Source organism: Simplicispira suum, assembly GCF_003008595.1.
Classification (GTDB): Bacteria; Pseudomonadota; Gammaproteobacteria; order Burkholderiales; family Burkholderiaceae_C; genus Simplicispira; species Simplicispira suum.
In genome coordinates, this window is record NZ_CP027669.1 from 2,501,244 (window position 1) to 2,514,328 (window position 13,085).

Here is a 13,085-nt window from a genome sequence, read left to right on the forward strand (position 1 = left end):
CGTTTCCTGTTTGTGCACCCGCCTGCATTCCGTCGCTTGATTCTGCTGGCCGTATTGGTCGCACTGGGCATCGGCGCCTTGTTTTGCCAAACGATCTGGTCCATGCGCAACTACGCGTGGCAGCACGCCGAGCGCACGGGTGTGAATCTGGCCTATACCCTGCAGCAGTCCATTGCCACACTGCTCAAGAATCTCGATCCGTCGCTCCAGGGTCTGGCAAAAGACCTGGCGAGTCCACAAATCCTGGCCATGGATCCCGACCTGCGCAACCGCGTGTTGTTCGACCATTCGCTGCGTGCGGAAGGCCTGTCGGCAGTGTTGGTGCTGGACGCGCAAGGACAGCGCATGTTTGACTCCGGCGGGTTCGTCCCCGACGTGGTCGATTTTTCCGACCGCGACTATTTCCAGGCGTTCCAGTCAGGGGCACAGCAGGGCCTGTTCATAGGCAAGCCGGTGCGCTCGCGGCTGACCGGCCGGGGCACCTTGCCGATCAGCCGCGCCTGGTTCCAGCAGGACGGCAGCTTTGGTGGTGTGGTGGCGGGCTCTATTCGGCTCGACTATTTCCACGCGCTGTTCGCCGCTGTCCAGATCGGACCGAAAAGCAGCCTGAACCTCTACCACACCGACGGCACCCTGATCGCGCGCCTGCCGCAAGAGGCAGGTGATATGGGACGCAGCGTTGCAGGCTCGGAAAACCATGCCCGCATTGCCTCGCGCTCCAGCGGCACGTTCACCAACCGGGCCGTGATTGACGGAGTGGAGCGCCTGTACGCCTTTCAGCAGGTGGGCGATTTTCCGCTGGTGGTCACCGTCGGGCAGTCAGCGGATGAAGTTCTGGCCAGCTGGCGCCGCAATTCCACGCTGCTGGGTAGCTTTGCCCTGCTGTTGATGCTGGCCTGCCTCGGGCTGGCCCTACTCTTTGTGCGTGAACTGCAGCAGCGCCAGCAATTGGCCGCGCAGCTGCACCAAGCTGAACGCGATCTGCACGCCATTCTCGACAACCTGCCCTCCATGATCAGCTATTGGGACAGCGAGCAGCGCAACCGCTTTGTCAACCAGAGCACCAGCGCCATGTTCGGGCACTCGCCGGAGGCGGTTCGCGGCATGTTGGCGCGGGAACTTCTGGGTGAGAAAGACTACGCTCTGGTCCGGCCGTACCTCGAACAGGCGTTGCAAGGGCGTGTGCAGGTGTTTGAGCGAACCCTCACCGATGCCAAGGGGCAAAAGCGGCACATGCAAGTCAGCTACACCCCGGACAGGGGCGGCAGCAACGGCCCGGTGCAAGGTATTTTTGTACAGATGACCGATATCTCCGAGCGCAAACGCATGGAGGATGAGCTGTTCCAGGAAAAAGAGCTCATGCGCCTGACCCTGCATTCCATCGGCGATGCTGTGGTCTGTGCCGACGCCGAGGGCCGCGTGAGCTACCTCAATCCGGTGGCCGAGCGCATGACCGGCTGGCAGGCCTTTGACGCCTCCGGGCGCGATGTGGACGAGGTCGCACCGCTGTACCTTGCCAATGGCCAGCAGACCCAGCCCAGCCCGCTGCGCGTGGCGTTGGCCACGCAGGCTGCCTGCGGTCCTACGCGCGGCGTGGTGTTGCACCGCAAGGACGGCCAGCGCTTTGAGGTAGAGGAGTCGGCCTGCCCCATCATTGACCGCCAGCAGCGGCTTACCGGCGCCGTGATGGTGCTGCACGACGTGACCGAAACCATGGCCATGGCCGAGCGCATGGCGCGCCTGGCGCAGTACGACGCCTTGACCGATCTGCCCAACCGCGTACTGCTGCAGGACCGCGCGCAGCACGCGCTGGCGCTGGCGCGCCGCGAGAAGAGGGGCCTGGGCGTGATGTACCTCGACCTGGACGGGTTCAAGCAGGTCAACGACACCCTGGGCCACGACGCGGGCGACCAGCTGCTGGTGCAGTTTGCGCACCGCCTGGTGGCCGCCATGCGCCAGTCCGACACCGTGTGCCGCCAGGGCGGGGACGAATTTGTGCTGCTGCTGCCTGGGTTGGAGGACCCGCGCCAGGTGTGCGCGGTCGCCGGCAAGGTCTTGGGGGTATGCCAGGAGCCCTTTGTTCTTCGGGGTCAGGCGCTGAAAGTGGGCCTGAGCGGTGGACTGGCGCTGTTCCCGCAGCATGGCAGCGACTACGAGGAACTGGCCCGCCATGCCGATGCGGCGCTGTATGCCGCCAAGCGCGGCGGGCGCATGCAAGTGCGCAGTTACGTGGGGCCGGAGGCAGAGCCTGAACGGATAGCGCCAACGGATCCGCCAGCCCCCGCGTTGCCAGACGTTTGAATAGCTATTGAAAAGATAGCTTTAGACGCTTGTCTGACAAGCTAGAAGAGCCGATTTTTTCAAGACCTTGGTGCTTTGACGGCGCTCCAGATTTAAATTTGCTCCGAAGTCGCGCAAATAATTTTGATGGTGCGCTCCGCGCCGTGCGCCTACGATTGGCAGCACCCAGAAAACCTGCCAGGAGACCAGCGTGAGCGATCTTTCCACCATGACCTGCATCGAAGACCTGCGCCGCGTCTACAAGCGCCGCGTGCCGCGCATGTTCTACGACTACTGCGACTCGGGTTCGTGGACCGAAGGCACCTACCGCGCCAACATCGACGACTTTCAGTCCATCCTGCTGCGCCAGCGCGTGGCGGTGAACATGACCGGTCGCAGCACGCGCAGCACCATGATTGGCCAGGACGTCGCCATGCCCGTGGCGCTGGCCCCCACGGGCCTGACCGGCATGCAGCATGCGGACGGCGAAATTCTGGCGGCGCGTGCAGCGCGCGATTTTGGCGTGCCCTTCACGCTCTCGACCATGAGCATCTGCTCGATCGAAGACGTGGCCGAGCACGCCGGACCGGGCTTCTGGTTCCAGCTGTATGTGATGCGCGACCGCGACTACATCGAACGCCTGATCGACCGCGCCAAGGCCGCCGGCTGCAGCGCGCTGCAGCTCACGCTGGATTTGCAGATCCTCGGCCAGAGGCACAAGGACATCAAGAACGGCCTGTCGTCGCCGCCCAAGCCCACGTTGGCCAACATGATCAACCTGGCGACCAAGCCGCGCTGGTGCTTAGGGATGCTGGGCACCAAGCGGCGCAGCTTTGGCAACATCGTCGGCCACGCCAAGGGTGTGGGCGATATGTCGTCGCTGGCGTCCTGGACGGCCGAGCAGTTCGACCCGGAACTCAACTGGGGCGATGTCGAGTGGATCAAAAAGCGTTGGGGCGGCAAGCTGATCATCAAAGGCATCATGGATGCCGAAGACGCCCGCCTGGCTGCCGACAGTGGCGCCGACGCGCTCATCGTCAGCAACCACGGTGGCCGCCAGCTTGACGGCGCGCCCTCGTCGATTGCTGCGCTCCCGGCCATTGTGCAGGCGGTGGGCAAGGACATCGAAGTGTGGATGGACGGCGGCATCCGCAGCGGGCAGGACGTCCTCAAGGCCCGCGCCCTGGGCGCACGCGGCACCATGATTGGCCGCGCCTTCCTGTATGGCCTGGGCGCTTACGGCGAGCTGGGCGTGACCCGCGCGCTGGAGATCATCCGCCGCGAACTGGACCTCACCATGGCCTTTTGCGGCCACACCCGCATTGACACAGTGGATGAGGGCATCTTGCTGCCGGGGACCTATCCCAAGCCCTGATCTGATCGTCCTTGCCAGAGCGTAATCAGGCGTTCTGGCAACCGGCTGAATCCACTCGGCGGCGCGGTGCGTACAGGGAAAGCAAGATTTGCCTTCCTCAACCACAATCCATGCATGCCGCCACCTTCTTCCGACGCCCATCTGGTGGCGCTGATCGACCGCGTAGCCCAGCGCGACGAAGCCGCGCTGCGTGCCCTCTACGACCTGACCTCGCCGCGCCTGTTTGGCCTGGCAATGCGCGTGCTGCGGCGGCGCGATGCTGCCGAAGACGTGCTGCAGGAGAGTTTTCTCACCGTCTGGCGCGCTGCCGGCGACTACCGGCTCTCGCTCAGCCCGCCGCTGGCCTGGCTGGGCGTCATCGTGCGCAGCCGGGCGCTCGACGCCTTGCGCAAGCACGCCAGCTCGCGCGCCGACCGCACCCAGGAGCTGGACGACAGCCTGGGCCATGCGCTGGAGAGCGACACGCCCGACCCCATGGACGCGGCCGACGCCAGCGAGCAGGCCACGGCCTTGCATACCTGCCTGCAGCGCCTGGAGGCCAAACAGCGCGAGGTGGTGAGCCTGGCCTATCTACGCGACCTGAGCCACAGCGAACTGGCCCAGCAGCTCGCCTTGCCGCTGGGCACCGTCAAGACCTGGATTCGGCGCGGGCTGGAACAACTGCGCGGCTGCATGGCGCGCTACGTGTGAGGGGCATGACATGAACCTCAACCAACACCCCGAATTGCTGCAAAAACTCGCGGCCAGCTACGCCCTTGGCACGCTGCGCGGCGGTGCGCGCCGCCGCTTTGAAACCCTGGCGCGCGAGCACCCGGCTGTGCGCGCTGCCGCACTTTTGTGGCAAAGCCATTGGGCGGGCCTCACCGAACTGCAGGCCCCCGAGCAGCCCCCGGCGGCCGTGTGGACACGCATAGCCAACCTGGTGCAGGCGGAGCGTGCAGCATTGCAGCACCAGAGCCACCAGCGCGCCCGACAGGCGCAGGCGGCTCCGTGGTGGCAGCGCATTGGGCTGTGGCAGGGTGCAGCAGCCCTGGGCGCGTTTGCCACCGCTGCAGCGGTCGTCGTTGCCTTGCAGGCCACCGGCGGCCTGCGCGACTCTTCTCAGCAGATTGCCAGCCTGCAGGCCGAACTGGCCGAGCGCGCGGCCCCGCAATCGACTTACGTGGCCGTGCTGCGCGACGAGAAAGCTGCGGCCGCGCTGCTTGTCACCTTCGACGCCCGCGATCAGCAACTGCAACTGCAGCGCGTTGGCGGCTTTGAAGTGCCAGGCGATCGCTCGTTGCAGCTCTGGGCCCTGCCCGCAGCTGGCAAGCCGCGCTCGCTGGGCGTGCTGGCCGACGGCCGCAGCCAGGCCCTGCCGGCAACGCCTGGCGAAGTGCAGGGCGTGCCCATGCTCGCCATCAGCCTGGAGCCCAAGGGCGGTGTGCCGTCTGAAGGCGGGCCGACCGGGCCGGTGCTGTTCACCGGCGAGTGGATTCAGAAATCCGCGTGACCATTCCAACCAAGCCCAACCAAGCGAACCACATGGAAACCAAAATGAACTGGAAAACGCTGTCTCTGCTGGCGGCTCTGGCCTGCTCGCCGGCCCTGGCGCAGGCCGAAACCGGCAAACTGCTGCTGACGGGCGGCGTCAGCAGCATCACCGGCACGGCCGGCGGCGGCATTACGCCCTGGGCGGTGATTGGCAGCAACGCCACCGAGGGCGAGTGGGGCGCCAGCGCCTTCACCACCCGCGCTGTGACGCACGACTACGCGCTGACCAGTTACGGCGCTGCGCTGGGCTGGAACGAGCGCGTCGAGCTCTCGGTGGCGCGGCAGGATTTCGACGCCGGCGCCGCGGTGGCGCTCAACGGCATTGCGCCGTTCGGCGTGCAGAGTGGCCAGCACATTCGCATGGACGTGCTCGGCCTGAAAGTGCGCGTGGCGGGCGACGCCGTCCTGGACGCCGACAGCTGGATGCCGCAAATTGCCATTGGCCTGGAGCACAAGCGCGTGCGCCCTGGCTCGCTGCAATCGGTGTTCGATTTTCTGGGCGCCGACACGCATGGGACCGATGTCTACGTCAGCGCCACCAAGCTGGTGCTGGACAAAGGCCTGCTGCTGAACGCCACCTTGCGCTCCACCCGCGCCAATCAGAACGGCCTGCTCGGTTTCGGTTCTGCGGCCCCAGGGCGCAACAGCCGCAGCCTGCAACCCGAGTTTTCGGTGGCCTGGTTGCTGAGGCGCGACCTCGCCATCGGTGCGGAATGGCGCTTCAAGCCCGACAACCTGCAGGCCACTGGTCGTGCAGCAGGCCTGGGCGCTGCGCTGCGCGAGGATGCGTGGCGGGACCTCTTTGTTGCCTGGGCGCCGAGCAAAAACCTCTCGCTCACATTGGCCTGGGCGGACCTGGGGCGTGTCGTTCCCGGCATCACCAACAACAGGCGCCAAAGTGGCGCGTATCTATCGGCCCAGGTGGCTTTTTAAGGCGGAACATCCCATGAAAATATTCTCCTTGTGCTTCGCCCTGGCGCTTGCGGGCACGCAGCTGGCCCACGCCCAGACTGCTGCGGCCCCCGACGCCCCACCGCCCGGCCTCTACGCCGCGCTGGGTGAAAAAGCCGGCATCGACCGCCTGGCCGACGATTTTGTCGAGCGCCTGCTGCGCCACCCGCGCATCGGCCCTCAGTTCAAAGAAGTGAAACCCGCCGCGCTCAAAGAAAGCCTGGCCGAGCAGTTCTGCGTGCTGAGCGGTGGCCCGTGCACCTACCAGGGCGCCGACATGCTCGACGTACACGCCGACATGGACATCAACAAGGGCGATTTCAACGCGCTGGTCGAGGTGCTGCAGCGCGCCATGGATGCGCAAGGCATTGCCTTCAGCCAACAAAACCGCTTGCTGGCGCTGCTCGCGCCCATGCACCGCGACATCATCACGGTGCGCTGACATGCGCAGAAATACTCTTCTTTTGATAGCTGCTTGTGCAATCAGTGCAAGCGCTGGGGCCGGAAATGTGCAGTTTCAGGTGCTGGACAAGGAGGGCCGCGCCGTTCCCGACGCCGTGGTAGTCCTCTATCCGGCCAGCCCCGGCGCGCCGCCCGTGGCCAGCAAGGTCACGATCGGCCAGCAACGCATGCGCTTTTTGCCGCCCGTTACCGTGGTGGCGCCGGGCAGTACGCTGCACTTCACCAACCTCGACCGCTGGGACCACCACATTCGCGGCACCACGGCTGCACTGGGTTTTGCCGATCCCCGTGCCGGAGCCGATTTTGAGCTTCGGCTCGCCGGTGCCGAGGCCGGCGCATCCGGCGGAGAAGCCGAGGTCACGGTGGACAAGCCGGGCCCCATCCTGCTCGGCTGCCATTTGCACAGCTCCATGCGCGGCCATGTTTTTGTCAGTGATTCGGCCTGGACAGTCAAGACCGACGACGACGGCATTGCCCGCTTCGGCGCCGTGCCCGAAGGCGCGGTGCAGCTGCGCGTCTGGCACCCTGAGCAACTGGTGGAACTGCCGCGCCGCAACCTGCAGGTGGGCGCCGCGCCGGTGCTCGACAGCGTGCAGCTGAGTGTGGTGCCGCGGCGCAAGCGTTCCTGACACCCTTGCCGCGTCGGCGAATGGATGGAGTCCAGCGCTGCGGTGATCGGTTTCTCTGAGTTCTACGGCAACCCGACAGGACGACTCGGGCAGGATCCCAAGCTCAGCCTCGCGCGTCGGCATCGATACAGATGCCACCGCGGCCATTGCCTTTGGCTTGGTACATGGCTGCATCTGCGCGCTTCATACAGGCATCGGCGCTGGCCAACGGATTGCGCAAAATCACCACCCCCAAGCTAGCGCTACAGGCGTAGCGCAGCGTGGCGGCCTCGCCACCGAGATCAAAGTCGTTTGCCAGCGCCTGCATCACCTTGTCTGCCGCCGTGCGGGTGTGGCGCATGGCCCGCTGGTCATCGGCGTCCACATTTTCCATGAGGATGGTGAACTCGTCTCCTCCCAGGCGCGCTACCGTGTCGACGCTGCGCACACACCCAGTGAGGCGCTGTGCCACCTGCTGCAGCAGCGAGTCGCCCGCTGCATGCCCTTGCCGGTCATTCAGCGACTTGAAGCTGTCGAGATCCAGAAACATCAGCACGGCGTAGCTGCCGGTACGGGCCATGCTGTTCAGGGCTTGTTGCAGGCGGTCCATGAACAGACGGCGATTGGCCAGGCCAGTGAGCACATCATGAAACGCCATGTGCCGAATCAACTCTTCGGACTCGCGGCGGCGGGTTACGTCCCGGCCGATGCCACGGTAGCCGACAAAGACTCCCGCACTGTCGAAAATCGGCGCGCCACTGATGGCGTGCCACAGCAGGCGATTGTTGTCGCCTTGAATCGCCATCTCGAAATCATAGAACGTCTCCCGTCGGTCCAGGATGGCTTGGTACGTGGCCCATTGCGAGGCGCTGAGATCAATTTGCGGCAGTTGCTGGCGTGACTTGCCAAGCACTTCTTCCGAAGCGCCGGGGTTGATGCCCCGACTCCCAATGTCCAGGCGCACAAAGCGGCCCATGGCATCGAGTTCCCAATACCAGTCCGATGACAGTTCTGTCATTGCCCGAAAGCGGCTTTCACTGGCGTGCAGATCGCGTTGGCGCTGGTATTCGTCTGTGATTTCCTGCACCGTACCTTCAAAATAGCACACGCGCCCCTGCGCATCACACACCTGGTGCGCGTGTTCACGCACCCAGATGCGCTCTCTCGTCTTGTGGCGGTAGACTTCGGAGACAAATCCACCACCTGACCGTGCTCGCTGAGCAGACGGGTGAATTGTTCGCGGCGCTGGGGATCGCAATACCACTCGGTGCCAATGTCATGGATGGCCGCCAGCATCTCGGCTTCCGTCTGGTAGCCGTTGAGCTTGACCAAAGCCGCATTGGCGCGCAACTGGTGCCCAGCCGAGCTGGAGCGGTAGGCGCCGATGGGAAGCCGCTCAAACAGCGTCTGGAAGGAGTCTGTGTACAAAGCGATCGCTCCTGGGCTCGCTATAGGCAGTTATGGTCTTCCCTGAGATTTTCCTGAAACTGGCAGCGTGGCTGCCTTCATTTCTTGCGCGTTCTGCCCCCCGCCAACGTGGTGGCACGACACCCCTTCCTGCTCGACAGCTACCGATGCGGCATCCATTTTCAGTAGGATACACCCATGAAAATCACCGGCACATTCAAGACCAAGAACTTCAAGCCCGGAGTGCTTTCCCCCACACCGGAAATCCAGACGGAACTGCCTACCGGGGTCGCCACGATGGAAAAACAGTACTTCGGGCAGATTGAGGGGCGCTCAGCGACCTTGTTCACTGCGGCATTCGACCCTGAGTCCGGGCTGGGCGCGTATTGCGCCATGGAATCCTTCGAGGGCTCTTTGAATGGAAAGAGCGGCACATTCAATTTCATTCACTCAGCGGCGACAAGTGGAAAAGACAGAACCAACGAGTTCTTCTCGATCGTTGAAGGCAGCGGAACCGGCGATCTCCGAGCCATTCAAGGCAGCGGCGGTATGCGGATCGATCCGGATGGCACCCACCACATCTGGTTTGATGTAAGCGGCTTGTCTTAGCACCGCCGCGCACAATACCGGGCGTGACCGTTTCCGCGACAAATTCCGACGCAGACGACCTGCCCGCTCCGCACGCACCCGGCGGCAAGCTGCGCCGCATCGCCCACCTCGACATGGATGCGTTCTTCGCCTCGGTCGAACTGCTGCGCTACCCGCAGCTCAAGGGCTTGCCAGTCGTCATTGGCGGCGCGCGGCGCACGGTGGACGAATTGCTGCTGCAGGGGACGGACGGCAGCGGTGAGCGCGAGCGCTGCTTTGTGCCGGTGGCTGATTTTCCCCTGCTCAAGGACTACGTCGGCCGGGGCGTGATCACCACAGCCACTTACCCGGCGCGGCAGTTTGGCGTGGGATCGGCCATGGGCATGATGAAGGCGGCCAAGCTGTGCCCGCAGGCCATCGTGCTGCCGGTCGATTTTGACGAGGTGCGCCGTTTCTCGCGGTTGTTCAAAAACACGATTGCCGAGATCGCGCCGGTCATGGAGGACCGTGGCGTCGACGAGGTCTACATCGACTTCACCGACGTCCCTGGGGGCCAGCGCGAAGGCGGGCGCGTGCTGGCGCGGTTGATTCAAAAGTCGATTTTTCAGGCCACCGGCCTGACCTGCTCGCTCGGTGTCGCACCGAACAAATTGCTGGCCAAGATGGCCAGCGAATTCGACAAACCCAATGGCGTCGCCATCTTGTACGAACACGAAGTGCAGCAGCGCATCTGGCCGCTGGCCTGCCGCAAGATCAACGGCATTGGCCCCAAGGCGGGCGACAAGCTGGCCCGGCATGGCATCCAGACGATTGGGGAACTCGCTGCGCAGCCCAAAGATTGGTTGGTGCAGCACTTTGGCCGCGCCACGGGCGCCTGGCTGCATGAATCAGCCTGGGGGCGCGACAGCCGCCCGGTGCAGACCCACAGCGAGCCGGTGAGCATGAGCCGCGAAACCACTTTTGAGCGCGATTTGCACGCAGTGCAGGACCGCCGCGAGCTGGGCGCCATCTTCACCCAGTTGTGCCAGCAGGTGGCGGCCGATCTGCAGCGCAAAGGTTACGTGGGCCGGGGCATAGGCATCAAGCTGCGCTATGCCGATTTTTCTACGGTCACCCGCGATCACACGCTCGCTGCCGCCACGCATGACGCAGCTGCCATTCGCCGTGCGGCCGGGCTGTGCCTCAAGCGTGCACCGCTGAATCAGCGCTTGCGGCTTCTCGGCGTGCGGGTGGGTGGATTGAGCCGCGTGGGCGAGGGGCTGCTGCACCCGCCGTCCCAATCTGGTGCTCTGAGCGCGCCAGCGCGCCAGCCCGGGCTTTTTTGATTTCCACGGCGCTGTTGTTCGCGCACCACTGACTTGCGTCAACAAGTCCCCGTTGGCGCAAGGGATCACCGCAAAACGCAAGCCATTTTTATACTCGGTTACATCTGGATTTCAGAGGCTTGCATGCGCACCAACCTTCCCGTCACCCACACCGAATTCGACTATCCCAGCCACGAGCTGCTGATGTCGACCACCGACAACAAGGGGGTGATGACGCATTGCAACGCCGCTTTTGCGCGGGTCAGCGGTTACTCCATGGACGAACTCATGGGCCAGCCGCACAACCTGATTCGCCACCCCGATATGCCGCCCGAGGCCTACAAGGACCTGTGGGCCACCATTGGCCGAGGCCGCAACTGGACAGGCATGGTGAAGAACCGGCGCAAGAACGGGGACTTCTATTGGGTGCGCGCCAATGTCACCCCCATGATGGTGGACGGCAAGCCGCGCGGTTACATGTCGGTGCGCGTCAAGCCCACGCGCGAGGAAGTGCGTGCGGCCGAGGCCTTGTACCAACAGATCCGTGAGGAGCGCGAGCGCGGCGCCAGCAGCTTTTACCTGCATGCCGGGCGCGTGCGGCGGCCAGGCTGGCGCAACGCGCTGGGCAAGTTGCAGCGCTTGAATCCGACGCACCGCCTGTTCGGGCTTCTGCTGCCGCTTTTGGCGGTGGCTCTGCTCCCTGGGTTTCTCGGCTGGACAACAACCATGGAGCTGGTTGCTGGCCAGGCGGTGGCGCTGGTAGCCCTCGCGGCCCTCACACTGTGGTGGTGTCAGCGGAGCATCACCGCGCCCTTGGCCACCACAGCGCGGCTGATGACCGACATTGCCGGTTGCGACCTGGCCCACACGCAACAAGAACCGGTCGGCAACAGCCCGGTCGAACTACTGCTTGAGCGCGTGCAGCGCATTCACCTCAACCTGCGTGCGGTGGTGGGCGATGCACGCCAGGAAATCGGCGGCTTTGGCAGCATTTCCTCCGAGATCGCGCAGAGCGCGCAGGATTTGTCCGAGCGCACCGAATCGCAGGCCAGCAGCCTGGAGGAAACGGCGGCGGCGATGGAGGAACTCTCCAGCACGGTGCGTCAATCGGCAGAAACCACGCAGAAGGTGCAAAAAGAAAGCGAACACAGCGCCGAACTGGCGCGCAGCGGCGGCGAAGCCGTGGCCCAGGTCGGTGCGGTGGTGCAGGCCATTGCGCAGTCGTCAGGCAAGATGGGTCAGATCATCGCCACCATTGAGGGCATTGCCTTCCAGACCAACATCCTGGCGCTCAACGCTGCGGTCGAGGCCGCGCGGGCGGGCGAGCAGGGCCGGGGCTTTGCCGTGGTGGCCAGCGAGGTGCGGGCGCTGGCGCAGCGCAGCGCCACGGCGGCGGGCGAAATCCGTGGCTTGATTGGTGAGTCTGGGGCCCACATCGAACGCGGCGCAGGGCAGATGCAGGCGGCGGGCAAAACCATTGCCGAGGTGGTCCGGTCGGTGGCGCACGTCAATACCTTGATGGGCCAGATCAGCATTGCCACGCGCGAGCAGGCCCAGGGCATTTCGCAAGTGAACGAGGCCGTGACCGACCTGGACCGCGTGACGCAGCAAAACGCCGCGCTGGTGGAAGAGTCCGCCGCTTCGGCCCGCTCCATGAGCGACAACGCCGGCGTGCTCGGCCGCACGCTCGAAGTTTTCCGCCTCCATTGACGCGAAGGCTCTGGCGCCCCTACTGCCGCGCCGTGCGCACGTTGGGCGGCGGCGCCATGGGGTGGCTGGTGCGCCAGGGGTTGATGTCCAGGCCACCGCGGCGCGTATAGCGTGCATACACCTCCAGCTTGACGGGCTGGCAGTGTGTCCACAGGTCCATGAAAATGCGTTCCACGCACTGCTCGTGGAATTCGTTGTGGTTGCGGAAACTCACCAGGTACTGCAGCAGCGATTCCTGGTCCATTTGCGCGCCGCTGTAGGCAATGCGAATGCTGCCCCAGTCGGGCTGGCCGGTGACCAGGCAGTTGCTTTTGAGCAGGTTGCTGGTGAGCACCTCGCTGACGGGGGCTTCGTCATGCGCCGCTCGCAGCAAATCGGGTGCCGGCGTGTAGCGCGTGCATTCGATGTCCAGCCGGTCCAGGCTGAGGCCGTCGAGTTCCTGCACCGCCTCGCGCTCGAACAGCTCGGGCAGCAGCAGGCGCACGCCCACGCTGCCGTTGCGCTCCGAGCCCGCCCAGGCGGCCTCCGACAAATCGCTGCGGATGTGCGCTGCGACGTCTTGCGGGCTGGCGAAAGGCGTGTTGGCAAAGCTGCCCAGGTAGAGCTTGAGGGATTTGCTCTCGATGATGTTGGGCGACTCGCAGGGCACGGTGAGGTGCGCCAGCGCCACCTGCGGTTTGCCGCGCGCATTCAGCCAGGAGAGTTCGAATGCTGTCCACAGGTCGGCGCCGAAGAAGCGGGGCTGGGCACCGACGCCGATTTCGGCGCGCTTGGCGGCGCGGGCAATGGGAAACAGCAGCGCCGGGTCGTAGTGCTCGGGTGTGGCGCTGTCTTTGCCCAGCGGGGATTGTTCAGGGGTGTTCATGG

Annotated in this window: 13 protein-coding genes; 10 read left to right on the forward strand and 3 right to left on the reverse strand. The window is 64.7% G+C overall.

Annotation, left to right across the window (positions count from 1 at the left end; translation table 11 throughout):
* The first annotated feature begins 12 nt into the window (after window positions 1-12).
* The 7 genes from C6571_RS11560 to C6571_RS11590 all read left to right on the forward strand — a co-directional run bounded on the left by C6571_RS11560 (window position 13) and on the right by C6571_RS11590 (window position 7,230).
* Window positions 13-2,301, forward strand: coding sequence for a bifunctional diguanylate cyclase/phosphodiesterase (locus C6571_RS11560; protein ID WP_245901263.1), 2,289 nt, complete (start codon window positions 13-15; stop codon window positions 2,299-2,301).
* A 190-nt stretch (window positions 2,302-2,491) separates the two neighbouring features.
* Window positions 2,492-3,655, forward strand: a complete 1,164-nt coding sequence (locus C6571_RS11565) for an alpha-hydroxy acid oxidase (protein ID WP_106446811.1) — start codon at window positions 2,492-2,494, stop codon at window positions 3,653-3,655.
* Window positions 3,656-3,769: 114 nt separating this feature from the next.
* Entirely contained in the window at window positions 3,770-4,345 is a 576-nt protein-coding gene (locus C6571_RS11570; protein ID WP_106446812.1) for an RNA polymerase sigma factor, read from the forward strand.
* A gap of 10 nt (window positions 4,346-4,355) precedes the next feature.
* Window positions 4,356-5,147, forward strand: a complete 792-nt coding sequence (locus C6571_RS11575) for an anti-sigma factor (RefSeq protein ID WP_106446813.1) — start codon at window positions 4,356-4,358, stop codon at window positions 5,145-5,147.
* A gap of 44 nt (window positions 5,148-5,191) precedes the next feature.
* Complete coding sequence (locus C6571_RS11580) at window positions 5,192-6,121, forward strand: DUF3034 family protein (protein ID WP_106448202.1); 930 nt, start codon at window positions 5,192-5,194, stop codon at window positions 6,119-6,121.
* A gap of 13 nt (window positions 6,122-6,134) precedes the next feature.
* Window positions 6,135-6,581: a group I truncated hemoglobin gene (locus C6571_RS11585; RefSeq protein WP_106446814.1), complete on the forward strand. Its 447-nt coding sequence runs from the start codon at window positions 6,135-6,137 to the stop codon at window positions 6,579-6,581.
* 67 nt (window positions 6,582-6,648) lie between these two features.
* Entirely contained in the window at window positions 6,649-7,230 is a 582-nt protein-coding gene (locus C6571_RS11590) for a cupredoxin domain-containing protein (RefSeq protein WP_245901264.1), read from the forward strand.
* A 103-nt stretch (window positions 7,231-7,333) separates the two neighbouring features.
* Here C6571_RS11590 and C6571_RS11595 read toward each other — a convergent pair whose 3' ends face one another.
* Window positions 7,334-8,227, reverse strand: a complete 894-nt coding sequence (locus tag C6571_RS11595) for a sensor domain-containing diguanylate cyclase (protein WP_170094727.1) — start codon at window positions 8,225-8,227, stop codon at window positions 7,334-7,336.
* Window positions 8,224-8,637 carry a PAS domain-containing protein gene (locus C6571_RS19720; RefSeq protein ID WP_170094729.1) on the reverse strand — a complete coding sequence of 138 codons (414 nt, stop codon included), beginning with the start codon at window positions 8,635-8,637 and terminating at the stop codon, window positions 8,224-8,226. Before C6571_RS19720 ends, C6571_RS11595 begins: the two co-directional genes overlap by 4 nt.
* A 177-nt stretch (window positions 8,638-8,814) precedes the next feature.
* On the opposite strand from C6571_RS19720, the gene C6571_RS11600 reads away from it, so the two are divergent.
* The 3 genes from C6571_RS11600 to C6571_RS11610 all read left to right on the forward strand — a co-directional run bounded on the left by C6571_RS11600 (window position 8,815) and on the right by C6571_RS11610 (window position 12,218).
* Complete coding sequence (locus C6571_RS11600) at window positions 8,815-9,225, forward strand: DUF3224 domain-containing protein (protein WP_106446816.1); 411 nt, start codon at window positions 8,815-8,817, stop codon at window positions 9,223-9,225.
* 113 nt (window positions 9,226-9,338) lie between these two features.
* Window positions 9,339-10,529: a Y-family DNA polymerase gene (locus C6571_RS11605; protein WP_106448204.1), complete on the forward strand. Its 1,191-nt coding sequence runs from the start codon at window positions 9,339-9,341 to the stop codon at window positions 10,527-10,529.
* Window positions 10,530-10,652: 123 nt separating this feature from the next.
* Window positions 10,653-12,218, forward strand: a complete 1,566-nt coding sequence (locus tag C6571_RS11610; RefSeq protein WP_106446817.1) for a methyl-accepting chemotaxis protein — start codon at window positions 10,653-10,655, stop codon at window positions 12,216-12,218.
* A 19-nt stretch (window positions 12,219-12,237) separates the two neighbouring features.
* Here the strand turns inward: C6571_RS11610 and queF are convergent, their stop codons facing one another.
* Entirely contained in the window at window positions 12,238-13,083 is an 846-nt protein-coding gene (queF, locus tag C6571_RS11615) for an NADPH-dependent 7-cyano-7-deazaguanine reductase QueF (protein ID WP_106446818.1), read from the reverse strand.
* Between the last annotated feature and the right edge of the window lie 2 nt (window positions 13,084-13,085).

What these genes read in the sequence shown, in the direction of transcription:
- C6571_RS11570 (WP_106446812.1), top strand. Translation starts at nt 3,770, where the DNA reads ATGCCGCCACCTTCTTCCGACGCCCATCTGGTGGCGCTGATCGACCGC.
- C6571_RS11610 (WP_106446817.1), top strand. Translation starts at nt 10,653, where the DNA reads ATGCGCACCAACCTTCCCGTCACCCACACCGAATTCGACTATCCCAGC.
- C6571_RS11605 (WP_106448204.1), top strand. Translation starts at nt 9,339, where the DNA reads ATGGATGCGTTCTTCGCCTCGGTCGAACTGCTGCGCTACCCGCAGCTC.
- C6571_RS11575 (WP_106446813.1), top strand. Translation starts at nt 4,356, where the DNA reads ATGAACCTCAACCAACACCCCGAATTGCTGCAAAAACTCGCGGCCAGC.
- C6571_RS11595 (WP_170094727.1), bottom strand. Translation starts at nt 8,227, where the DNA reads ATGACAGAACTGTCATCGGACTGGTATTGGGAACTCGATGCCATGGGC.
- C6571_RS11580 (WP_106448202.1), top strand. Translation starts at nt 5,192, where the DNA reads ATGAACTGGAAAACGCTGTCTCTGCTGGCGGCTCTGGCCTGCTCGCCG.
- queF (WP_106446818.1), bottom strand. Translation starts at nt 13,083, where the DNA reads ATGAACACCCCTGAACAATCCCCGCTGGGCAAAGACAGCGCCACACCC.
- C6571_RS11585 (WP_106446814.1), top strand. Translation starts at nt 6,135, where the DNA reads ATGAAAATATTCTCCTTGTGCTTCGCCCTGGCGCTTGCGGGCACGCAG.
- C6571_RS11600 (WP_106446816.1), top strand. Translation starts at nt 8,815, where the DNA reads ATGAAAATCACCGGCACATTCAAGACCAAGAACTTCAAGCCCGGAGTG.